This window comes from Mucilaginibacter aquariorum, from assembly GCF_024498135.1.
Lineage (GTDB): Bacteria > Bacteroidota > Bacteroidia > Sphingobacteriales > Sphingobacteriaceae > Mucilaginibacter > Mucilaginibacter aquariorum.
In genome coordinates, this window is record NZ_JANHOH010000006.1 from 160,212 (window position 1) to 183,230 (window position 23,019).

Genomic DNA, 23,019 nt, shown 5'->3' on the forward strand with positions numbered 1-23,019 from the left:
ATTATTGATGTGAGGTGGATGGCTGTGTTAAACAATTAAATATTTATACAATAAATGTTAAATTCGTATCAGTGTTCCCAGTTGAATAAACCAATAATTATTTATTATGCCAAATAACGTTATGCGTGAGATAACACCGCTTACTCCGAGCGATTGCTTTACTATTTTTTCGCGTGTAAAAAATAAGTTTGATTTCCCGCTTCATTACCACGAAGAGTACGAGTTAAACCTCATTATAAATGCCAATGGCGCCAAACGCGTTGTGGGTGGGCATATAGAGGTTATTGATGATCTTGAACTGGTGCTGGTGGGGCCAAACCTTTATCACGCCTGGTTTACACACCAGTGCAAAAGCGAGGCTATAAACGAAGTTACCATCCAGTTTCATAAAGACCTTTTCGACGAAAAGTTTCTGCGCCGAAACCAGCTAAGCTTTGTGAAAAGTATGCTGGAGCGTTCGCAGCGGGGGATTGCCTTTTCGCCGGAAACTATAGCAGCGTTGAAAGACAGGCTCTTATCGCTTGATAAGAAGAATGGGTTTGATGGTGTATTGGAGCTATTATCTATTCTGCACGACCTTTCTATTTCCCGGAATATGAAGACGCTTTCAGATCCGAGCTTTACAAATGAGAAGTTTTATTACAATAGCCGCCGCATAGAAAAGGTGTTTGAGTTTATGAATAACAACTACAATAAACCGGTAAGCCTGGCCGAAGTTGCCCGCATAGCTAATATGCCCGAGGCATCTTTCAGTCGCTTTATAAAGAAGCGTACAGGCAAAACGTTTATTGATAGTTTGAACGAGATTAGGCTTGGTCATGCCTCGCGCATGCTCATAGACAGCACTACTACCGTAGCCGAGATCGCCTATAAATGCGGCTTCAATAACATCTCCAATTTCAACAGGATCTTTAAGCGTAAAAAGTTTTGTATCCCCAAAGAGTTTAGGGAAACGTACACCGGCAACCGCATATTCATATAGGTTTATCGCCTTATTTTAACCAAATGCAAAATTTAAGGTTAAAATAGTATTATATATAGGGTAATTAAATCGTCTATTTTAGCGGGTACCAATTAAGACTAACTATTAACTAAATGAGATTATCCTTGATCGATATTTCCATTATCGTACTGTACCTGCTAAGCACCATATTTATTGGTTTTTGGTATCGTAAAAAAGCCCGCGAAAACAAGGATAGCTATATGCTTGGCGGTAAAAGCCTGCCCTGGTACAAGCTTGGTTTAAGCGATGCTTCAGATATGTTCGATATAAGTGGCACCATGTGGATGGTGAGCCTGTGCTTTGTATACGGTATGAAGAGCATCTGGATCCCCTGGCTGTGGCCGGTATTTAACCAGGTGTTTTTAATGATGTACCTGTCGCGATGGCTGCGCCGTTCAAACGCCACTACAGGCGCCGAATGGCTGGCAACAAGATTTGGAAAGACCGGAGCAGGGGTTACCAGTTCGCATCTGGTAGTTATCGCATTTGCCCTGCTAAGCTGCCTGGGCTTTATGGCTTACGGTTTTATAGGTTTAGGGAAATTCATCGAAATATTTGTTCCCTGGGATTTGATCAAAGGGTATATCCCTTTTGATGTAGCACCGCAATATGTGCCGCATATTTACGGTATCATATTCACCCTTTTTGCTATGTTCTATTCTATCATAGGGGGTATGCACAGCATCGTTACGGGCGATATAGTAAAATACGGCATCATGACTGTTGCCTGTATCTGGATAGGTTTCATAGCTGCAGATCAGGTAAGCAGTCACCATTTAAATGTGCCCGGTGGCTGGTACAGTCCGTTTTTTGGTAAACATTTAGGCCTGAACTGGACGGGTATAATAAACGAAGTGAATAAAAAAATAGAAAGCGATGGTTACTCACTGTTTGCCTATTTCTTTATGATGATGACCTTCAAAGGTTTCTTCGCTGCTTTAGCCGGCCCTGCGCCAAACTACGATATGCAAAAGATCCTTTCCACCCGTTCGCCCGAGGAGGCCAGCAAAATGAATGGTTTTGTAAGCGTTATTTTATTGCCTATCCGCTATACGTTAATTATCAGTTTAACCACATTAGGACTTATCTATTACCGCCAAATGAACCTGGCAGATGGTAACGGCGCTATTGATTTTGAGCGGATCCTGCCTGCAGTTATCAATAACTTTTTGCCGGTAGGTTTGGTAGGCTTGCTGCTTGCAGGTTTATTAGGCGCATTCATGAGCACCTTTAGCGGCACCATGAATGCGGCGCAAGCTTATATTGTTAACGATATCTATCTTAAATACGTTAATCCGGCGGCATCTACCCGGAAGATCATCACCATGAATTACCTGGTAGGGGTTATTGTGGTGGCAGTAGGCGTAATACTTGGCTTTTTTGTAAAGGATATAAACAGCGTATTGCAATGGATAGTATCGGCCTTATACGGTGGCTATATTGCTGCCAACGTGCTTAAATGGCATTGGTGGCGCTTTAACGCCAGCGGCTTTTTTTGGGGGATGCTTGCAGGGATAGTAGCTGCAATGGCACTATCGTTACTGGTGAGTTTTGGATATATCCCCCAGGGACAGCTATTGTTCTGGTTCCCGGCGCTGTTCCTTGTATCGCTGGCGGGCTCGGTGTTTGGTTCATATGCAACGCCGCCAACAGACATGGGGGTGCTGCAATCGTTTTACACCAACGTAAGGCCATGGGGGTTTTGGGAACCGGTTAAGCAGATCGCGATAGCAAATGACCCATCGTTTCAACCAAACAAAAATTTTAAACTAAACATGTTTAACGTGGTGATTGGCACCATAGCTCAATGCTGTTTAACCATACTGCCCATGTACCTGGTGCTATGGCAAAAAGCGCCGCTGTTAATTACCATAGCCATTTTGGCTGTAATGATGGTGATATTGAAAAGAACCTGGTGGGATAAATTAAAAGAATATTAAAAAAAATGACACAGCAATTTAAAGAGAGATTAGCGGGTTTAGAGGAAGCGTACACGCAGCTGATCAATATAAATAATGAGATAGAGGGATTGGGTAACGGTGTTTTCGACCGTTATAAATACCCTGTTATTACTGCACAGCATGCTCCATTGGCATGGAAATATGACCTTGACCCTGCGACCAACCCACACCTAATGGAGCGTTTTGGCATTAACGCCGCTTTTAACGCGGGGGCTATCAAATTCAATGGTAAATACATAATGGTGGTAAGGGTAGAGGGTGCCGACCGTAAATCATTTTTCGCGGTAGCCGAAAGCCCTAACGGGATTGATCATTTCGAGTTTTGGGAACGCCCTATCACCATGCCTGAAACTAATGAACCTGATACCAACCTGTATGATATGCGCTTAACCGCGCATGAGGATGGCTGGATCTACGGTTTGTTCTGCACCGAAAGGCGCGACCCTGCTGCTCCCGCCCACGACCAAAGTATGGCTATTGCGGCTTGTGGTATTGCACGTACCAAAGATTTGCTTACCTGGGAACGACTGGCAGATCTGAAAACAAACTCACCGCAGCAGCGTAACGTAGTTTTACACCCGGAGTTTGTTAATGGTAAATACGCTTTGTATACCCGCCCGCAGGATGGTTTTATCAGCGCGGGAAAGGGTGGAGGTATAGGTTTTGGCCTTTGCGATAGCATGGAAAACGCTGTTGTTGATGAAGAAACCATCATCGACAACAAACAATACCATACCGTTTACGAAGCTAAAAACGGACAAGGCCCAACACCTATTAAAACCGAAAAGGGTTGGCTGCATCTGGCTCATGGAGTGCGGAACACGGCAGCGGGCTTGCGGTACACGCTATATATGTTCATGACAGATCTGAACGACCTGACTAAGGTTACCTACAAACCCGCAGGCTATTTTTTAGCACCTGAAGGGATAGAGCGCATTGGCGATGTATCAAACGTTGCATTTTGCAACGGCTGGATCCAGGACGAAGATGGCAGGGTATTTATCTATTATGCATCGTCAGATACGCGCATGCATGTGGCAACAACTACAGTTGATAAATTGGTTGACTATGTAATGAACACCCCGGCAGACGGCTTGCGTTCGGCAACATCGGTGAATACCATAAACAGTATCATCAATAAAAATAAAAGTCTTTTACAGATACAATAACAGGAGATGGAAACAAGGGCGGGGCATACCATAAAACACCAATTGGATATCTATAAAAAAGAATTGGCCGATGAGTTGGGCAATATTCTTAATTATTGGATGGCCAATACTGTTGATGAGCAGGATGGTGGTTTTTACGGTAAAATAGATAACGATAATACGGTTATCCCGGCCTCGCCAAAAGGATCTGTTTTAAACGCGAGGATCTTGTGGAGTTTCTCTGCTGCCTATAATCAAAACCAGGATGCAAAATATCTGGCCATGGCAAATCGCGCTTATCAGTACATCATCAAACACTTTATTGATGCCGATTTTGGCGGCGTATACTGGACGGTTGATCATCTGGGTAATCCGTTGGATACTAAAAAACAAGTGTATGCCTCGGCTTTTACCATATATGCCTTGAGCGAATATTACAAAGCATCCGGCGTAGCCGAAGCCAAAAATTACGCGGTTGATCTGTATAAATTGCTGGTTGATAAAAGCTACGATAAGGAAAGAACCGGTTACCTGGAAGCCTTCACCAAAGAATGGCAACCTATAGCCGATTTGCGCCTGAGCGCGAAGGATGCCAACGAAAAAAAGAGCATGAACACCCATCTGCATGTGCTGGAGGCTTATACAACGCTTTACAGCATATGGCCGGAAGCAGAATTGCGCGTGCGGATAGAGACCCTGATCAATAATTTTCTTGACCATATCATAAATAGCGAAACCAACCATTTGGTGCTGTTTTTTGATGAGGACTGGAATAAGAGGTCAGACACGGTTTCGTATGGGCACGATATTGAGGCCACCTGGCTTTTGCTGGAAGCAGCAGAGGCTATCGAGCATCATGGGTTAATTGAAAAAGTAAAACAACAATGCATCAAAATATCCGAAGTCACTAAAAAAGGTTTGGATACCGATGGTGGCCTTTGGTACGAGTACGAACCAGCCGAAGATCACCTGATAAAAGAAAAACACTGGTGGGTACAGGCCGAAGCTATGGTAGGCTTTTACAACACCTGGCAAATAGGTAATAACGAGGAATATCTTCATCTGTCGCTCCGAAATTGGGCTTTCGTTAAGCAACATTTATTAGATATTAAGAACGGTGAATGGTTTTGGGGCATATACGCTAATGGCGATGTGATGCAAACCGAAGACAAAGCCGGAATCTGGAAATGCCCTTATCATAACAGCAGGGCATGTATCGAATTAATTAAACGAATAAGCAGACAGTAAACCAATGAAAAAACATTTCTTGAAAACAGGCATGGCGGCATTAGTCGCACTGGCCCTCCTGCAATCTTGTAAAAAGGATAGCACCCCAAAAGGCGGTGGAGATAACAATGGCGGCGGTACAGATAATGGCGGTTCAACCGTTATAATCCCGCCAAATAATCCGGATCTTGCGGCAACCCAGGGTTTCTTTTTAGACGGATGGCAGGCCAAAACATTCGCTACACCCGTATCGCCAAAAATAGTTGCTAAACCGGCAGCAGGTTCGGTAACCGCAACGGTTGATCTTAGCCAGGTAATAACCAAGGTGTCAAAAAACCTGTTCGGCAATAATACCAATCCGTTTATGGGGCAGTATGTAGATCAGCCTGTTTTAATGCAGCAGTTAACAGATCTGTCGCCAAATATTCTGCGTTTTCCCGGTGGTAGCTTATCTGATATTTACTTTTGGAACGGAAGTAACAAAGCGCCCGATGATGCCCCCGCGCAATTATTAAATTATGCGGGCACATCTGCATCTGCAGGTTACTGGTATGGCAACAACACTGCCAACTGGACTTTTACCCTTGATAATTATTACAAGGTTTTACAGCAAACCAATAGCACCGGGTTAATCACGGTTAACTATGGTTACGCCCGATACGGCACAAGTGATAAACCCGCCGAAGCCGCTGCCCACCTGGCTGCCGATTGGGTACGCTACGATAAAGGACGCACCAAATACTGGGAAATAGGTAACGAAAATTATGGTAACTGGGAGGCCGGCTATCGTATAAATTTAGCAACTAATAAAGATGGGCAACCGGCTATACTAACCGGCGCCCTATATGGCATCCACTTTAAAATATTTGCCGATTCGATCCGGAAAGCCGCAGCAGAAGTAGGCAATACAGGTATTAAAATTGGTATGGTAACAACCGAGGCTGATGAAAAGGACAATACATCAACCATAATACAAGGCTGGAACAGCGGCGCGATGACAACATCAGCCGCATCGCCCGATTATTATGTGGTGCATAACTATTACACTCCTTACATGCAAAATTCATCGCCCGAGGTAATATTGGCTACTCCACAACCCGCAACTGCCAATATGATGAGTTGGGTAAAAACATCTCTCCAAAATGCCGGCCTAACCCAAAAGCCTGTGGCATTGGATGAGTGGAATATTTTCGCTACCGGTTCTAAACAAATGGTATCAAATATTGCCGGTTTGCACGCGGTTATGGTGCTGGGCGAATTATTGAAAAATCAATACAGTATGGCCAGTCGCTGGGATCTGGCAAATGCATGGGATAACGGCGATGATCATGGCATGTTTAACAACAGCATGAATAGTAGTAATACGGAACTCGGCGCACCAGCCTGGAATGCGAGGCCGGCATTTTATTACATGTATTTTTTCCAGAAATATTTTGGAGATCGTATGGTAAGTTCATCGGTAACGGGCAGCCCTGACATTATTAGCTATGGCTCATCTTTTCAGTCTGGCCAGGCGGGCGTAGTGCTGGTTAACCGCAGTAGTTTAGACAGGGCGGTTACCGTTAACATCAAGAACTTTGCAGCGGGCGCAAACTATTATTACTACACGCTTAGCGGCGGAACAGATAACGTGCCATTCTCGCGCAAGGTATATGTAAATGGCGCTGGCCCGGCAGGAGATTCGGGCGGACCGGCAGCCTACAAAACCATTGCTGCAAATTCGGCAGCTATAGCTGGTGGTATAATTGTTACCGTACCTGCCCGTGGAAGTGTATTTTTAGTAGCCGAAGGAAAAAAATAACAAATTAGACATCCAATATAACATGAAAAATATTTATCGCTGCGTTGTTACCGCTCTGCTGTTAAATTGCAGCATCCCGGTTATGGCACAACTATACAACCCCTGCGACAAGCAGGCCACTTACGAAACCAAACAACTGTTTTATAGTATGCAACGTTTGGTTGATGCGGGTATAATATTCGGGCACCATGATGCTACTGCTTATGGTGTTGGCTGGCGCTACGAGCCAAACCGGTCTGATGTGAAAAGTGTTACCGGTTCTTATCCGGCTATGTACGGATGGGATCTGGCAAAGATAGAGCACGACAGCGTGCGCGATATTAACGGAATACCTTTTAAACTACAGAAAAAACTGGTCCGCGAGGCATATGACCGTGGCGGTATCAATACTTTTTGCTGGCATATGGATAACCCTACCAATGGCAAAACCGCCTGGGATACTACCAATGGTACGGTTAAAGACCTGCTACCCGGCGGTGCTTATCACGATGTTTATGTAAAATGGCTTGAAAAAGGTGCGAATTATATGGCCGGTTTGAAAGGAGAGAACGGCGAACAGATCCCGATTTTATTCAGGCCGTTTCATGAGCTTACAGGTAACTGGTTTTGGTGGTGCGCTAATACCAGTACCCCCGAAGAATTTAAAGAGCTATGGCGATTTACGGTTGATTATATGCGGGTTACTAAAAAGCTGCATAACCTGCTCATTGTATTTTCGGTGGCTGATTTTAACAGCGAAGCAGATTTTATGCTGCGGTATCCGGGTAATGATTATACCGATTTTATTGGCTTTGATAATTACTGCTACAAAAGCGTACCCGATTATCAAAAGAAACTGGATATGCGCCTGGGGATCTTAGATGCCATTGCTGCCAAAACCCATAAATTGGCCTGCCTGCCAGAAACCGGGTATGAGCAGATCCCCCAAGCCGACTGGTGGACAAAAGTTTTATTACCAACCCTGACTAAACATAAAACATCATATGTAATGGCCTGGCGCAACGGACGGACTGATCATTATTATGCCCCATATCCCGGCCAGGTAAGCGAGCCGGATTTTAAGAAATTCTTTGCCAGTCCGCAAACATTGTTCGAGAACAGATTAGCACCACTTGGGGTTTATGGCAGGCGTGCAGGCCGGTAAATAAAAAGATAAAATCCCTCCCTCGGGAGGGTAGGGAGGGGTTAATAAATGGATAATTAACAAAGCGTTTAAACCCCTCCCTGCCATTACACATTCCATCGCTCCCCTCCCAAGGGAGGGATTGAGAAAAGAACCTTCGAACACCCTTAAAACTTAATCTCACCCTACCTGTTCTACATTCAAATTAGAATAGTATGAACGCGTATCAGCAAAAATGGTTAGACGTATTGCGGGCTGTAGGCCTCAAAGATTGGAAAATTGAACCTCAGGGCGATGACATAGCGATTGAAATGCCCCACGTAACCGACCTGAAATTAATAAGAGATAACCTGCCAACTACCTTAGGTGCAATTTCGTTGGATATTAACCTGCCACACGAGCGGTTAAAGTTTATCTTCCATAACGGGTACGAGAATTTTGAGTACGTTTTAAACCCGAATGCAGCCGATTTGAACAAGGGATAGATTAGATCTTTGCCTTAGTAGAAAAGATAGTTACGCAAATACCCATGGCTGCTATTAATGTAAATGATGCCCTTAGTGTGGCAATACCTGCTATAAAACCAATAACCGGCGGCCCTATTAAAAAGCCCATAAAGCCAATGGTTGATACAGCTGCCAACGCTACCCCCGGCGACATGGTTTTTGACCGCCCTGCCGCGCTGTAAACCAGCGGAACTACAGATGATACGCCAAAGCCTACTAATAAGAAACCCAATAAGGCGGTAGATAAATAAGGGAACACCACTGCTATAAGTAGGCCCGAAGCGGTGAGCATACCGCTTATTTGCAATGTGCGTTTTAACCCAAAACGGTGAGCAAATTTATCGGCAATAAAGCGGCCGGTGGCCATGGTAAACATAAAGGCTGTATAACCCGCGCCTATCCAGGCGTTTTGGGCAAGCACTACTTTTTTGAAATAGATAACGCTCCAGTCAAACATGGCGCCTTCACAGATCATCGAGCAGAAGGCTATTACACCAAGCTTTATTAAAGAGCTATCGGGCATTACAAATACCGGCCCTGCGCTGGTTGGTTTATCGTTCTTTAGATATCGCGAAGTAAAAATTACCGAGACAATAACAATTGCCATTATCAAACTAAAATGCTGAAACGGGATAACATGATTACCTATCATGAATGTGCCGATAGCAGCTCCTGCAAATCCGGCGAGGCTCCACAAACCATGAAACGATGCCAGTATGGGTCTTTTATAAAGTTCTTCGGCGGCTACTGCCTGGGTGTTTACAGAAATGTTTACCGCGTTGCTGGAGAAACCAAACAGCAGTAAACAGGCAATTAACTGAATAGTGTTTTGTGCGATACCTAACGAAACCAGCGACAAACTGTAAACCACCAGTGCGCTAATAAGTAAGTTACGGCTGCCAATGCGGGTAATTACCCAGCCGGAAAATGGAAGCGAGCACATTAAACCTACGGGTAATGCAAATAATACACCGCCAAGCCCGGCATCGCTTAAATTAAGGTTTTGTTGTATAGTTGCAATACGCGATGCCCAACTGGCAAAGCATATCCCGGCCATAAAAAACATAGCGCCTACTGCAATACGCAGGGTTGTTCTTGCAAAATTGTAAGAAGGAGTTACAGCTTCCAATATCAGTTAATTCTTAGTGTTTGTTGCACACTAAGATATAAAATATTTTTTACTATAATCTTAAAGCTTTTGTAACGCCTTAAGCAAGTGCAATTACATCGTAATGTTAAACGACCCTGAAATATCTTTTTCTCCCCCACCTGAAAGGTCGGATACTTTTCCTGTAAATGTGCCCTTTACCGTTCCCTTAACTCCACCGGGCACATTTATTTCGGTAAATGTTACCGTGCCTTCGCCCAATAAAGATCCGACCATTATCATATCGGCATCAAATGTGCCGACAACAGTGGTTTTGGCGCCTAATGAAAACATATTCTGAACGTCGGTGCCACCAGCTATTTGTGTGCTGCCATTCGGCGGAAGTTGCGTTGAAGATATTACCTGGAAAACCGCGGGTTTAAGCGTAGTTGTTTTACCATCCATAACATAAGTTATATTGCCGCCGATTGTAACACCGCCATCAGGATTAGCAACTGTTCCTTCCGGGTAAATCGGGGGATCCAGCTTACAGCCGCTTATCGCCACTGCAAGAAATAGGACCATAAACAATTTATAGTAGAGTTTATTCATATAGTTTTATTGCATTAATCAGGTTATAAATATATAATATATTTAGCGTTGATTAAACCGATAACAACACTAAATATTTATACTTATACGGCTGATTAGTATATAAGTTAGGGGTATATAAAGGAAATTTAATGGCTATCAGCAGTCACCATCGGGGCCACAGGTTGGGCCTTCAATAATATCAAGTTTTGGTTTGGCCTGCTCCGCATCCCATTCTTCAAAAGCTTTTTCGAGCGTTTGGGTAAATACGGGTACAGCCTGTGCGCCTGATACGCCATATTTGCTGTTCATCACAAAAAAGGGAACGCCTTTTATGCCTAAATATTGGGCTTCGGCAATATCGTGTTTTACAGCATCGGCATATGCATCGGTAGCAAGGGTTTGCTTAACCTCTTCGGCATTAAGGCCAATTGAGGTGCCTAATTCAATAAGGGTATCGGTATCATCAACATTTTTGCCATCGGTAAAGTAAGCTTTAAACAAAGCTTCTTCGGCATTGGCGCCAAGGCCATGTTTTTTGGCCAGGTGGGTAAACCGGTGGGCGTTAAAGCTATTGGCAACAACGGCGTTATCCATATGGTAGGTAAGGCCAACTTCGGCTGCCATTTCGGTAACATGGTTGTTCATTTGTTGGGCATAGTCCAGTGTCCAGCCTTTGGCATCGGCAAGATATTGGTTAATATTAACCGATGGATCGGTCACCATATCGGGGTTAAGCTGGAAGCTTTTCCACTCTATCTCCACACTATCTTTATGCGCGAATTGCTGTAAGGCATCTTCAAATCTACGTTTGCCAATATAGCAAAACGGGCACATCACGTCAGACCAGATCTCAATTTTCATCATCTAAAATTTGGTATAAAATTACGCCAATCGGCCATCATTCGCGTAAGCATAAAGTCACAAATGCGGATAAGCAAAATTATAGCTAAATTGAACCACCCAAACCTTTTTATGAAGAAGTTATTTTTCCTGATATTGCTGCTACCCTTGATGGCATTTGGCCAGCTATTACCCGCAACCTTCCATGCCGACGCTAAACATACCGGTGTATATACCACCAAAAACTACAGCGCTTTCGCCGGGCTAAAATGGAAGTTTACAACTAATGGGAAGGTGTTTTCTTCGCCAGCCGTAAGTAATGGCACAGCCTATATAGGCAGCGAGGATCACAGCCTGTACGCCATCGATACTAAAACGGGTAAAAAGATCTGGGAGTTTTGCACGGGCGGGGCGGTACATTCATCGCCATCAGTAAATAAAAATGTGGTTTGCTTTGGCAGTTATGACGGGTACTACTATGCCTTAAACGCCCGTACCGGCAAACTGTTATGGAAGTTTAAAACGGGTGGTGAAAAAAAGGTGGGTGCAAAGGGTTTGTGGACCATGCAGCCAAAGGATGAATACATGGACGACTTATACGATTTCTTCCTGTCATCACCCATATTCAGCACTAATGCTTCAACGGTATATTTTGGCAGCAGCGACGGTAAACTGTATGCGGTAAATGCCAGCACCGGTAAATTAAAATGGAGCTTTAAAACCGGCGGACTGATCCATACTAACCCGGCACTGTATAACGGCAAACTATATGTGGGTAGCTGGGATACTTATTTTTATGCGATAGATGCCGTAACGGGTAAATTAGTATGGAAATTTAAAACGGGCATACAACCCGATTATCATGTGCTGGAAGGGATCCAGGCATCGGCAACCTGCAGTAACGGCATGGTTTATTTTGGCGCCCGCGACGGCTTTTTCTACGCTTTGAATGCTGTAACCGGTAAACTCAACTGGAAATATGCTGCCGATAATTCGTGGATCTTAACTACTGCTGCTATACAGAACGGAAGGGTGTACATAGGCACGTCTGATACCTATTTGTTCCTGGCTTTTGACGCCATTACGGGCAAACAACTTTTTAAATATAAAGCCAATGGATACTTATATTCATCACCCGCGTTAACGGCCAGCACCGCTTTTTTTGGCGATTTTACAGGGAAAATGTTTGCTGTCGATTTAAAAAGCGGACAATCGAATACCGCGTACGCTGTGCCCGGCAGGCTTAGGAACGCAGCAACTGTTTTACGAAGCGATACCCTGGACTATAGCTACCTTACTAAAGATAAAGACAACGCGCTTTACAGCACCAGTGTAAATACTATGGATAGGTTTTATACTCTGGGGCCTATAGTTTCATCGCCTGCAATAAGCAAAGGTGTTATTTATTTTGGTAGTGCCGATGGCTATTTGTATGCCGTTAATTTGAAATAAGTTAGTTGAACGGAATCGCCAAGTCAAGCGTCCACGCTTGACTTTCAATATAATCAGCGTCCACGCTGATCCATGAGCGTGGACGCTCCTAACCTGCTTTCATTCAAGCGTGGACGCTTGAATGGGCGACGAAAAACCTATTTACCCGTCGTATCCCGTTCTGCCAGATCCATGCCGCATTTAGAGCAGGTGCCGGGCTTGTCTGATGTAACCTCGGGGTGCATGGTGCAATAATATTTGCCTTTTGGTTTTGCGGCTTCTTTATTGTCTTTTTTAGCGCTGGTATTGCAGGCGGCTGTTCCTAACAGCAGGCCTGCGAATGATAGTATGATAAATGTTTTTTTCATTGTTTATTTGTTTTTAATAAATGCGGCAAAGCCGAATAAAGATACAACCAATACACCCAATGCGGCCAGCATGCTCACTATATCGCGGATGTTTTTACCGGCCCAGCTCATACCGAAGTACTTGTGTAAAAATATAAAAGATAAACCTTCGGCCCGGTCAATGCCCGCGACTTTTGTGGCCAATTGCGATGTGGTAGTTTCTATGTACCAGTTTTCTCCGTCGGGGTAACTCACTTTTTGTACCGGCAGGCGTTTGTTAATAAAGCCATATTCGTTATCAAACTGGCGGATCTGGGTAACATTTACCCGGCGATAAACTTTCTCGGGCTTGTGCCTGTCATTATAAAAATTGGCGAGTTGCCGGGCATATTGTACATCACCATCGGCCAGTTGGGTTCCGGTTTGGGTATTAAAATATTTAATGTTCTTTTTAGTATCACTAACCTGGTAATAAGCACTATCTTGATACCTCACCAATGCAATATTTTTGACACTATCGGCAGGTAATTGCAGGTTAGAAAAAGCCAGTTCTTTACGGTTGATCAGCTGTGTATACGTTTTGCCCTGCGGATCGATATTATGCAGCTGAACTATTAAATGGAAAGCGCCACTTGTTACAAACGTGAGCATCACAAAAGATACTATCAACCCTATTTGCCTATGAAAACGGTGCACAAAGCGGGTATCTTTCCGGTTATCGGCTTTGCGGTTTTGTTGGGCAGTTTTAAATTTCTTCCAGAACAATGCATAAATGGTTAGTCCGCTTAGTAACGACAAAAACATAACACTAACAACGATCAGCAGCACCACAATACGGAACTGCTCGCCACCAATATCTGCCAAAAAAGCCCAGGTATGCAATTGTTCAAATACAGTAAGCATAGCCTTGCGGGTATGGTTATTAAATGTCCCCATTCGGCTTTGACTGGTTTCTACGTAGATATCCATGCCATCGGGCCTGTCGAACGCTATCTTCCAAACCGGCAGCAGGTGGTTGATGGGTTGGTAATGACTATCGAAGGTCTTTTGCAGGGTGATGCTTTTTACCTTAGATGTGCTATCCTGCGTAAAATAGCGGGCCAGGTAAGTGGCGTATTGTTTGTCACCATCTTTTAGTAAGTTGCCATTTATGGCCGAGTAATAATTAGCGGTGCTATCCTTACCTAATATTTGATAATAAGCCTGCTTATTAAAAGTTATCAGTCCAAAATTCACTAACTCGCTTATGCCGTTTTTATCTAAAACCTGTTGTAAAGATAATGCTGGTTTTATGCCTTTCTGAGCCGGTTTATACACCTCATTGGCAATGGTTGGCCTAAACCAGTTTGACATGAACGGATGCGACAAGCCGCTTAACGTCCACATGATGACAGGGATAAGGGCGGTTAAGCCCAATATCCGATGCCATTTATAAAAGTTTTGTTTTGCTGTTGCCATGGTTAGTGTTTTGCAAATGAATAACTGATGCCCAAAGTATACACCCGTGGCGGGGCCGCGTTATAAGTATCGCCGTACTGGTTGCTGGTTACCGTTGTGGCGTAAAGCTTATTGGTAACATTTAGTACGTTGAACCAAATACCAGCTCCTTTTAATACCCCACTTTTTACATCAAAACCGGTACGTACGTTGAAAATATCGTAGCCTGCATAAGTTTTGGTATTGGCCGGATTAGTAAAGTACGAGTTGATGTGCTGCCATTCGCCCGCTATCCTGAACCCGTTAAGGTATGCCGGTTTGTAAGTAAGCTCGGAGTTGGCTATCCAGCTTGGTGCATTGTTCATGCGGTTACCATTGTAAACGGTAACGGTGCTTACCCCAGTGCTAAAGTTGGTAGCTACCTCGCTATAATCAACATAGGTATGTTTTGCGTTGGTGCCGCTAAACCTAAAGCTTAGTTCGCTCACCGGCGCATAAGCAACCGAATACTCTATGCCCCGGTGACGAGTAGCACCAGCGTTTTGGTTTTGGGTAGTGTTATCGGGTAGTAATTGATTAATGATCTCGTTGCGGCCTTCCAGATCATAAAAGGTCACTTCTACATACATCTTTTTATTGAGAGCGGTGAACCAACCGCCGGCTTCATAATTATTAAAGGTGGCTTGCTTTAACGGGGTTAACTGGCGCGCGCTATATAAATCGCCTGTTTCGGGTGGCTGGAAGCCTACGCTGTAATTGGCGTACAAACCTTTGTTATTACCAAAATTGTAGGTTAGCCCTAATTTGGGGGCAACAATGTTAAAATCGTTTGTTTCCTGTTGTTTGTATTTGGTATTGCCGGGGGCGATGCCGTTGGTGAAGTTATAATGGATGCGATCGTACCGTAAACCCATTACAATGCGTAAAGCTTCGGCAGGTTTTATTTCATACTGGGCATAAGCGGCAGTGTTAAACAGCTTTATGCGGTAGTTATCAATATAATTACCGGTGTTGGTATAGCCTGTATAAAAGTTGTTGGTTACATCCTTTTGGATATCCAGGAATTTAGCATAGTACGAGCTTGGGCTGTTATCGGCATAAACACCAACAATTAACCGGGAATGCAAGAAATCCAGATCCTGCCTGTGCTGCGCCAGTAAACCAAGGCTGTGAAAGCTTTGATCGTTCTCCTGCCCGTTAGAGCTAAGGTAATTGCCGGCATTATCCCTTACATCGGAGATGTAATAACTTGGTAGCTGCGCGGTAGAATTGTTACGGTAAAACAAGGTAAGGAAACTGCTGCTTTTATCGTTCCAGGCATGTTCCAGCTTGGTATTCGCTCTAAAGGCTTTTACCTTACGATAAGTAAAACGCTGGTTTGCGCCATAAGTGCGACTATAAAATTTGGCGCTATCCAAACTTCCCGGTGTTTGGGTGTTCAGATAATTATAAGCTACGGACGTGGTTAATCGGGTAGCGGCGTCAAAATCGTAAGTGGTTTTAAAATTGCCCGAGTATTTGTCAAAGTCGGTATAATCCTGCCAGCCGTCGCGCTGCTTGGCTATATAACCGCCCACATATAAACCAAACTTGCCCGTGCTGAAGCCGCCATCGGCATCAACCCTGCGGTAGTGGTAATTATCGCCCTGTACAGATACATTGCCTGCATAACCGGCGGGAGGGCCTTGTGTAATAAAGTTAATGGCGCCGCCGATAGCATTACTGCCATAAAGCGAGGAGGCAGGTCCTTTTATCACCTCTATATCCCGCACACCACTCATATTGATCTCGTAAAGCGAGTTGTGATTAAATATCCCCGTAGGGCGAATCGGCAAACCATCTTCCAGATATAAATACAACGCATTGTAAGTAATGGGCTGACGGATGGCCATGGTATGTTGTTCATTTCCCAGATCTACCATGTAAACGCCGGTTACCTTGTTCAGTAACTGGTAAAGGGCGGTGGCTTTGGTATCATGGATCTGGGTAGCGTTTATTTTGCTGATAGCGATAGGGGCATCCTGCCGGGCCTGCCGTTCCCTGCTGGCAGATATTACTACCTGCTGCAGATCGATAGTTGAAGGCTCCAGCACTATCTCGATTGATGGCGTGCCTGTAAGCGGATAGATTTTATCATTAAAACCTATCATGATAAAACGCAGGGCTTTAATTCCCTCTGTTTGTAATGTGAATTTGCCCCTGACGTTGGTAGTAGTAAGGGTTTTGCCATTATCAGCATTGCTGATCAGCACACCCGGTATAGCTTCGTGGGTGCGGGCATCGGTAACGGTTCCGTGCATATTGCTTTGGCCAAAACATAAGGCAGGCGCAAAGCACAGCAGGATATATATATATAATAGTGTAAGTAGTTTCATAAAAACGTATAGGTTACCCCAAACTATTGGGGCATAAATAAATTACAGCGCATGCAAAAGCATAGCAGATAAAGGCTTTAGGCCGTTATCAAAACTGTATGAATAAATAAGGCGTTTTTATGCGAGCCGTGGGGGCTGGAAGATGGTTGCCGCTTGTTGTGGCAGTTGGATACGGAAGTTGGGAACCTTGGTTACCGATAATAAAACCGAGTAAAACTTAACCTTGGCAGGCTGATTGTAATTGGCCTCCTGGAACAGGTTTTTTTGTGCCTGCCTGTCCTCGGTGTTCTGCTTTTCTTCGGCTTGTTTTACTTTTTTCATGAAGTAACACTTGCCGTTGCAATGCAACTGGGGTTTATTACGGTTCTCACAAAGTTTCGTCGCGATGTAATTCCTGTTCAGCTCAAAGCCCGCGTATATAAAAAAGCGCGAAAAGTTGGCCGATACCAGGGATACAATTAAAAGATATGCGGTTAAACGTTGTAACATGCGGCGCAAAGGTAAGTGTTGCGCGTTATATAAAAAATGATTATACTCACTATACGCTAAAAAAAAACCGCCGGTTGGGCAGGGTTCTTTAAATCTTTATTGATATTGTTTGCTTATTTATCGCGCTTTACAACAAAGTGTGAGCTGTTTCCGCCAAAATCAATATCCATAGCGCACGAATCGGCATACGCTTTACCTTTATGTGGGTAGTCGGTACCTGATACATTTACGCTGAATGAAAATTCATCACCTTTAATTTTACCATTGTCAATAGGAACTTCGCCCATTTGCGACACCGCGGTACCGGTAAGTTTTTCGCCATCAACTTTAAAGGTATAAGCTACATCAATAGCATTGCCGTCGGGGGTAGTGATAGCACCTTTCCATTTACCATTCAGGTCAGCAAATACAGCTGCCATACATATCATGAAGCAGCAGGATAACAGGGCCGTTGTAAAAATCTTTCTTTTCATATATGGGGTTAGTTTATAGTCCTAAATATAGGGTTTTTATTAAAACAAGCTATTATCAAAGTGTTAATTTTCATCATTATACCTATAAGAGGGTAACTGCATAACCCTGATATAAAAATAGCGGGAGATGCACCACATCGTCCCGCCATCCAAAAAAGCAATACCAATAATTAACTATTCAAACTTATCGGCTACTACTTGTATTTTTTTACCAACCGATTCTTCGGTTTCAAAGGTTAAAGTTACTTTACCGTCTTTACCCTCAATTGTAAGGGTAGCGTGTTTTTCATCGCCGCTATTGCCGCTAACGGTGCTTTTAATAACAGATTTACCTTCTTTAAAAGGTATTTTCCAGTCGCATGTTTTAGAGGTGATCTTACCGGTCATTTTATGATCATCATCACCCGGAACAATGGTTAAGTCGGTTGGAGTAATGGTAATAATAACATTCTCCTCTTTGCTTCTTTGTACAACGCCCTTGTCATCCACGTAATTTGTGGTTGATGAAGTAAGGGTTGCTGTTTTATCGCATTGCGCGAAAGCTGCGGTACTGCCTGCTACAAAAAGGAGTAGGGTCAGTATAGTGGTTTTGAAGTTAAATTTTGTTTTCATCTTAGTAATTGTTTTAATTTCTATAAAGATATATGTTTTATATAGTATTATGCAATACATAGTACTATTAATTATTGTATTATCTTGATAATGAGGCTGATAATTTTAGCTTAACAAAATTTGGATGCTTAATAGGTTATTAGTGGTGCTATACCATTTTGGCAAGATATAAGAAGCAATATACGGTATATTACCATTATGCTAACTGATATGTAATAAATTAGGGTAATATATGGGTAATATCAGGTAAAAATCCATTAACAATCGGTTCAATTTCCTGTACTTTTGATTAGCTTAAAATTTCAACCATCCATCCATGAAAAAGCTTTGTTTAATAGTTTTCATTAGTTACAGTGTTTCTGCTTTTGCGCAAAAGCAGGACTATCCCATACAACCGGTTGCTTTTACCAATGTGAAATTAAGCGACCACTTCTGGACGTCCCGCATCGAAACTAACCGCACGGTAACCATTCCGGCATCATTTGAGCGTTGTGAAAGTACCGGCAGGGTAAAAAACTTTCAGATGGCGGCCGAGCGGAAGGGCAAGTTTTGCACTACCTATCCGTTTGACGATACCGATATTTATAAAACTATAGAAGGGGCATCTTATTCGCTTGCCCTGCACCCCGATAAAAAGCTGGATCATTACGTAGATTCAATGATCACCATAATAGGCCGCGCACAGGAACCTGATGGCTACCTGTACACCGCCCGCACTATTGACCCACTGCATGTTGGCCCCTGGCTGGGAACCGAGCGTTGGGTAAAAGAGCAGGAAAACAGCCACGAATTATATAATGCCGGGCATATGTACGAAGGTGCTGCAGCCCATTTTATGGCAACCGGCAAACGCAATTTTCTGAACATCGCCCTTAAAAACGCCGATTTGCTGGTGCGCACGTTTGGGCCGGGCAAAAGGCATGTGGCGCCCGGCCACCAGGTGGTAGAGATGGGTTTGGTGAAACTGTACCGCATTACCGGCAAAAAAGAATACCTGGACCTGGCTAAGTTCTTTATAGATGAACGCGGCCATAAAGAATATAACAAAAAGAGCAAAAGCGTTTACGAGAACGGCGTTTACTGGCAGGATGATAAGCCTGTAATTGAACAGGACGAAGCCGAAGGACATGCCGTACGTGCCATGTACCTGTATTCGGGTATGGCAGATGTTGCCGCCCTAACCGGCGATAAGGAATACCTGGCTGCCATTGATAAGATCTGGGATAACATGGTGGGTAAAAAAATGTATGTGCAAGGCAGCATAGGTGCTGTTGGCGATGGCGAACGTTTTGGCGCTAACTACGAGTTACCAAACGCTACCGCCTATAACGAAACCTGCGCGGCCATTGGCAATGTGTTTTGGAACGAACGCATGTTTTTACTGCACGGCGATGCAAAATACATTGATGTGCTGGAGAAAACCTTGTATAACGGTTTAATTTCGGGAGTTGGCTTAGATGGAAAATCGTTTTTCTATACCAACGCCATGCAGATCCACGACGGATTTAACCACCCGGATATTGAGCGTGAGCGTGCGGGCTGGTTCACCTGTTCGTGCTGCCCTACCAATGTGGTTAGGCTGATGCCATCAATTCCCGGCTATATTTACGCGCAAAACGGCAACGATGTTTTTGTGAACCTGTTCATCAGCGGCACCGGAGATATTAAAGTAAACAATAAAGCTTTACAGATAACCCAACAGAATAATTACCCATGGGATGGCGCGCTGGCATTTACTATTAACCCGGCAAGCAGCATGGATCTGAACCTGAAGATCCGGATCCCGGGTTGGGCTCAGAACAAGGCTATCCCGTCAGATCTTTACGCTTATCAGCAGGCATCTACCCAAAAAGTAACTATAAAACTGAATGGCAAACCGGTTGATTACCAAATGCAGAACGGCTATGCGGTTATCAGCAAAAAATGGAAAAAAGGCGATAAAGTAGAAATGAACCTGCCGATGGATGTGCATCGTGTTATTGCCAATGATAAATTGCCCGAAGATGGCGGTAAAGTTGCCCTGCAGCGCGGCCCTATCATGTATTGCGCCGAGTGGAAAGATAATGACGGCAAAGCTGCCAATATCATTGTTCCTAAAACCACAACATTTACATCCGAGTACAAAGCTGATCTGCTAAATGGCGTAACCGTTTTAAAAGCTAATGTAAAAAGTGTTAATATTGATGTAGCAGCGCAAACCGTAAGCACCGAAAACAAAACCATGACCGCCATTCCTTATTACAGCTGGGCAAACAGGGGCAAGGGAGAAATGACAGTATGGTTCTCTGAAAAGGTTACGGATGTTGAGTTGATATCCAAATAACCCTTATTAACATGAGAAAGACTTTTTTACTAACCTCCCTGGCCGCGGCCTTGTTTTGCAACGTTTCGGCACAGCAAATTTCTATCGATAAAGAATGGAAATTTGCCGTCGGCGATTCGACTCAGTGGGCATCGCCAACCTATAACGATACAAACTGGAAACCTGTTAGCCTGGCTCATAGCTGGGAATCGCAAGGGTATAAAGATGTTAATGGCTTTGGCTGGTACAGGTTGCAATTGGTTATTCCATCTTCATTAAAAGAAAAATCTTACCTAAAAGATAGCTTACGAATTACCCTTAACGATGTTGATGATAATGACGAAGTTTACCTAAACGGCCAGCTGGTAGCCAAATACGGCGGCAATAGCGGCGACATAAAAACAGGGCATTACGGCCCGCGCAGCTATACAATAGCCGCTAATAACCCCGCTATTTTATGGGATAAACAAAATGTACTGGCTATACGCATATTTGATACCGGCGGCGATGGCGGCTTGTATGGCGATAAATTTACTATGGCCATGGCCGATGTAATGGATCCGGTTAGTATTAACACCGATGCCGATTTTGTTGATGGCGCTAACAACAGTTTAAGCAAATCTATTAAGCTGATTACAACCAGCAATTATATTTACAAAGGCAAATTAAGCTTTAAAGTAACCGATCCCGAAACAAACGCCGTAATTTATAACAAAACAAACGATGCCTCTTTTACGGCAGGCAAACCTTTTACCTATAACTTTAGCATTGCCCGCCTGCAGCAAAAATCGTATACGGTTAGCTATACTTTTACCGAAGAAAAGTCGGGCAAAAGCATCACCAAAACCGATGGCACGCCCTATGTGCTTACACCAGCCCCGGCCCTTACACCAAAGGTTAACGGGCCCGATGTTTATGGTGCAAGGCCAGGTAATCCGTTTTTATACCTGATACCGGCCAGCGGGCAAAAACCGCTGATTTATGCTGCTCAAGGCCTGCCAAATGGCTTAAAGCTTGATGCTAAAACCGGTATTATAAGTGGTGTGGTTAGCCAAAAAGGCAATTACCCGGTAACCCTTACGGTGAAAAATAGCCTGGGTACCAATTCAAAAAATTTCACCATAAAAATTGGCGACCTGATTGGCCTTACGCCCGCCCTGGGCTGGAATAGTTGGAATGCTTTCGGTTTATCTGTTACCGATGAAAAGGTACGCATAGCCGCCCAAACCATGATTGATAAGCTAAGCGCACATGGCTGGAACTATATAAATATTGATGATGGATGGGAGGCCGAAAAACGTTCGGCAAGCGGCGAGATAGTAACCAACCAAAAATTTCCGGATATGAAGGCTACTACAGATTATGTGCATAGCCTTGGTTTAAAAATGGGGATCTATTCATCGCCCGGCCCGCTTACCTGCGGTGGCTACTTAGGTAGCTGGCAGCACGAAGATCAGGATGCAAAAACTTATGGCGATTGGGGTATTGATTATTTAAAATACGATTGGTGCTCTTATACCGAAGTTGCGCCAAAAAACCTTACCCTGGATGATATGAAGAAACCATACCAGGTAATGCGTGCATCGTTAAATAAAGTTCCGCGCGATATTATGTATAGCTTTTGCCAATACGGGATGGGTAAGGTATGGAACTGGGGCGCCGAAGTTGGCGGTAACAGCTGGCGCACTACAGGTGATATTACCGACACCTGGAAAAGTATGACGGATATTGGTTTTAGCCAAATGGCTGCCGCGCCACACGCGGAGCCCGGGCACTTTAATGATCCGGATATGCTTATTGTTGGTAAGGTTGGCTGGGGCGATAGTCAGCATAATACCCGCTTAACCCCCGACGAGCAGTACACGCATATTAGCTTATGGAGCCTGCTTTCATCACCTTTATTAATAGGCTGCGATATGGGCAAGTTGGATAAGTTTACGCTTGGCCTGCTCACTAATGATGAGGTGCTGGCCATTAACCAGGATGCCTTAGGCAAGGAAGCAACACAGGCTGTAAAAAACGATAACTACCAGATTTGGATAAAGGATATGGCAGACGGGGGTAAAGCCGTGGGGATCTTCAATACATCAGATAAGTATCAGGCCATCACCCTAAACCGCGACGAAAACGGCTTAAAAGGATTAACCAAAATGCGCGATGCATGGAGGCAAAAAGGTATAATAGCAGGAGCAGGTAATTACACGGTTAATGTAGCCCCGCATGGTGTAATGCTGGTAAGACTTAACAAGTAAAATAAAATTGA

Annotated in this window: 19 protein-coding genes; 10 read left to right on the plus strand and 9 right to left on the minus strand. The window is 44.0% G+C overall.

What is annotated here, in order from left to right:
* Positions 1 to 106 precede the first annotated feature (106 nt).
* From NPE20_RS19655 to NPE20_RS19685, 7 genes are all read left to right on the plus strand, one after another.
* Entirely contained in the window at positions 107 to 982 is an 876-nt protein-coding gene (locus NPE20_RS19655; RefSeq protein WP_256540408.1) for an AraC family transcriptional regulator, read from the plus strand.
* Positions 983 to 1,095: 113 nt separating this feature from the next.
* Entirely contained in the window at positions 1,096 to 2,943 is a 1,848-nt protein-coding gene (locus tag NPE20_RS19660; protein ID WP_256540409.1) for a sodium:solute symporter family protein, read from the plus strand.
* A gap of 5 nt (positions 2,944 to 2,948) precedes the next feature.
* Positions 2,949 to 4,133 (plus strand): glycoside hydrolase family 130 protein, encoded by a 1,185-nt coding sequence (locus tag NPE20_RS19665; RefSeq protein ID WP_256540410.1) that lies wholly within the window; start codon positions 2,949 to 2,951, stop codon positions 4,131 to 4,133.
* 6 nt (positions 4,134 to 4,139) lie between these two features.
* Complete coding sequence (locus NPE20_RS19670; protein ID WP_256540411.1) at positions 4,140 to 5,360, plus strand: AGE family epimerase/isomerase; 1,221 nt, start codon at positions 4,140 to 4,142, stop codon at positions 5,358 to 5,360.
* A gap of 4 nt (positions 5,361 to 5,364) precedes the next feature.
* A complete protein-coding gene (locus tag NPE20_RS19675; RefSeq protein ID WP_256540412.1) occupies positions 5,365 to 7,140 on the plus strand; it encodes an alpha-L-arabinofuranosidase family protein in 1,776 nt (591 codons plus the stop codon).
* 22 nt (positions 7,141 to 7,162) lie between these two features.
* Positions 7,163 to 8,284 (plus strand): glycoside hydrolase family 26 protein, encoded by a 1,122-nt coding sequence (locus NPE20_RS19680; RefSeq protein ID WP_256540413.1) that lies wholly within the window; start codon positions 7,163 to 7,165, stop codon positions 8,282 to 8,284.
* A gap of 194 nt (positions 8,285 to 8,478) precedes the next feature.
* Positions 8,479 to 8,748 (plus strand): hypothetical protein, encoded by a 270-nt coding sequence (locus NPE20_RS19685; protein WP_256540414.1) that lies wholly within the window; start codon positions 8,479 to 8,481, stop codon positions 8,746 to 8,748.
* 1 nt (position 8,749) lies between these two features.
* Here the strand turns inward: NPE20_RS19685 and NPE20_RS19690 are convergent, their stop codons facing one another.
* The 3 genes from NPE20_RS19690 to NPE20_RS19700 form a co-directional block, all read right to left on the minus strand.
* The gene (locus NPE20_RS19690) at positions 8,750 to 9,898 is read right to left on the minus strand and encodes an MFS transporter (RefSeq protein ID WP_256540416.1); all 1,149 of its coding nucleotides are present in this window, start codon (positions 9,896 to 9,898) and stop codon (positions 8,750 to 8,752) included.
* 93 nt (positions 9,899 to 9,991) lie between these two features.
* Positions 9,992 to 10,468, minus strand: a complete 477-nt coding sequence (locus NPE20_RS19695; RefSeq protein WP_256540417.1) for a hypothetical protein — start codon at positions 10,466 to 10,468, stop codon at positions 9,992 to 9,994.
* A 138-nt stretch (positions 10,469 to 10,606) separates the two neighbouring features.
* The gene (locus NPE20_RS19700) at positions 10,607 to 11,314 is read right to left on the minus strand and encodes a DsbA family oxidoreductase (protein ID WP_256540418.1); all 708 of its coding nucleotides are present in this window, start codon (positions 11,312 to 11,314) and stop codon (positions 10,607 to 10,609) included.
* Positions 11,315 to 11,422: 108 nt separating this feature from the next.
* Between NPE20_RS19700 and NPE20_RS19705 the strand changes: the two genes are divergently transcribed.
* Positions 11,423 to 12,742, plus strand: coding sequence for an outer membrane protein assembly factor BamB family protein (locus NPE20_RS19705; protein ID WP_256540419.1), 1,320 nt, complete (start codon positions 11,423 to 11,425; stop codon positions 12,740 to 12,742).
* A gap of 137 nt (positions 12,743 to 12,879) precedes the next feature.
* On the opposite strand, the gene NPE20_RS19710 is transcribed toward NPE20_RS19705, so the two are convergent.
* The 6 genes from NPE20_RS19710 to NPE20_RS19735 form a co-directional block, all read right to left on the minus strand.
* Positions 12,880 to 13,089 carry a heavy metal-binding domain-containing protein gene (locus NPE20_RS19710; RefSeq protein ID WP_256540420.1) on the minus strand — a complete coding sequence of 70 codons (210 nt, stop codon included), beginning with the start codon at positions 13,087 to 13,089 and terminating at the stop codon, positions 12,880 to 12,882.
* Positions 13,090 to 13,092: 3 nt separating this feature from the next.
* Entirely contained in the window at positions 13,093 to 14,526 is a 1,434-nt protein-coding gene (locus tag NPE20_RS19715) for a PepSY domain-containing protein (RefSeq protein WP_256540421.1), read from the minus strand.
* Positions 14,527 to 14,528: 2 nt separating this feature from the next.
* Positions 14,529 to 16,880, minus strand: a complete 2,352-nt coding sequence (locus NPE20_RS19720; protein WP_256540422.1) for a TonB-dependent receptor — start codon at positions 16,878 to 16,880, stop codon at positions 14,529 to 14,531.
* Between the two features lie 117 nt (positions 16,881 to 16,997).
* Positions 16,998 to 17,369 (minus strand): hypothetical protein, encoded by a 372-nt coding sequence (locus tag NPE20_RS19725; RefSeq protein WP_256540423.1) that lies wholly within the window; start codon positions 17,367 to 17,369, stop codon positions 16,998 to 17,000.
* A gap of 113 nt (positions 17,370 to 17,482) precedes the next feature.
* Positions 17,483 to 17,842 (minus strand): hypothetical protein, encoded by a 360-nt coding sequence (locus NPE20_RS19730; RefSeq protein WP_256540424.1) that lies wholly within the window; start codon positions 17,840 to 17,842, stop codon positions 17,483 to 17,485.
* A 174-nt stretch (positions 17,843 to 18,016) separates the two neighbouring features.
* The gene (locus tag NPE20_RS19735) at positions 18,017 to 18,454 is read right to left on the minus strand and encodes a hypothetical protein (RefSeq protein WP_256540425.1); all 438 of its coding nucleotides are present in this window, start codon (positions 18,452 to 18,454) and stop codon (positions 18,017 to 18,019) included.
* A gap of 316 nt (positions 18,455 to 18,770) precedes the next feature.
* Here NPE20_RS19735 and NPE20_RS19740 point away from each other — a divergent pair, with 316 nt between their 5' ends.
* On the plus strand, positions 18,771 to 20,777 hold the full coding sequence (locus NPE20_RS19740) for a glycoside hydrolase family 127 protein (protein ID WP_256540426.1): 2,007 nt from the start codon (positions 18,771 to 18,773) through the stop codon (positions 20,775 to 20,777).
* Positions 20,778 to 20,788: 11 nt separating this feature from the next.
* Positions 20,789 to 23,008: a putative Ig domain-containing protein gene (locus NPE20_RS19745; RefSeq protein WP_256540427.1), complete on the plus strand. Its 2,220-nt coding sequence runs from the start codon at positions 20,789 to 20,791 to the stop codon at positions 23,006 to 23,008.
* Positions 23,009 to 23,019: the final 11 nt, after the last annotated feature.

Bases quoted from the DNA above. Each gene is read 5' to 3' on its own strand.
- NPE20_RS19680 (WP_256540413.1), top strand. From the start codon at position 7,163: ATGAAAAATATTTATCGCTGCGTTGTTACCGCTCTGCTGTTAAATTGC.
- NPE20_RS19665 (WP_256540410.1), top strand. From the start codon at position 2,949: ATGACACAGCAATTTAAAGAGAGATTAGCGGGTTTAGAGGAAGCGTAC.
- NPE20_RS19710 (WP_256540420.1), bottom strand. From the start codon at position 13,089: ATGAAAAAAACATTTATCATACTATCATTCGCAGGCCTGCTGTTAGGA.
- NPE20_RS19730 (WP_256540424.1), bottom strand. From the start codon at position 17,842: ATGAAAAGAAAGATTTTTACAACGGCCCTGTTATCCTGCTGCTTCATG.
- NPE20_RS19725 (WP_256540423.1), bottom strand. From the start codon at position 17,369: ATGTTACAACGTTTAACCGCATATCTTTTAATTGTATCCCTGGTATCG.
- NPE20_RS19715 (WP_256540421.1), bottom strand. From the start codon at position 14,526: ATGGCAACAGCAAAACAAAACTTTTATAAATGGCATCGGATATTGGGC.
- NPE20_RS19655 (WP_256540408.1), top strand. From the start codon at position 107: ATGCCAAATAACGTTATGCGTGAGATAACACCGCTTACTCCGAGCGAT.
- NPE20_RS19675 (WP_256540412.1), top strand. From the start codon at position 5,365: ATGAAAAAACATTTCTTGAAAACAGGCATGGCGGCATTAGTCGCACTG.
- NPE20_RS19720 (WP_256540422.1), bottom strand. From the start codon at position 16,880: ATGAAACTACTTACACTATTATATATATATATCCTGCTGTGCTTTGCG.
- NPE20_RS19685 (WP_256540414.1), top strand. From the start codon at position 8,479: ATGAACGCGTATCAGCAAAAATGGTTAGACGTATTGCGGGCTGTAGGC.
- NPE20_RS19705 (WP_256540419.1), top strand. From the start codon at position 11,423: ATGAAGAAGTTATTTTTCCTGATATTGCTGCTACCCTTGATGGCATTT.
- NPE20_RS19695 (WP_256540417.1), bottom strand. From the start codon at position 10,468: ATGAATAAACTCTACTATAAATTGTTTATGGTCCTATTTCTTGCAGTG.
- NPE20_RS19670 (WP_256540411.1), top strand. From the start codon at position 4,140: ATGGAAACAAGGGCGGGGCATACCATAAAACACCAATTGGATATCTAT.
- NPE20_RS19700 (WP_256540418.1), bottom strand. From the start codon at position 11,314: ATGATGAAAATTGAGATCTGGTCTGACGTGATGTGCCCGTTTTGCTAT.
- NPE20_RS19660 (WP_256540409.1), top strand. From the start codon at position 1,096: ATGAGATTATCCTTGATCGATATTTCCATTATCGTACTGTACCTGCTA.
- NPE20_RS19740 (WP_256540426.1), top strand. From the start codon at position 18,771: ATGAAAAAGCTTTGTTTAATAGTTTTCATTAGTTACAGTGTTTCTGCT.
- NPE20_RS19735 (WP_256540425.1), bottom strand. From the start codon at position 18,454: ATGAAAACAAAATTTAACTTCAAAACCACTATACTGACCCTACTCCTT.
- NPE20_RS19745 (WP_256540427.1), top strand. From the start codon at position 20,789: ATGAGAAAGACTTTTTTACTAACCTCCCTGGCCGCGGCCTTGTTTTGC.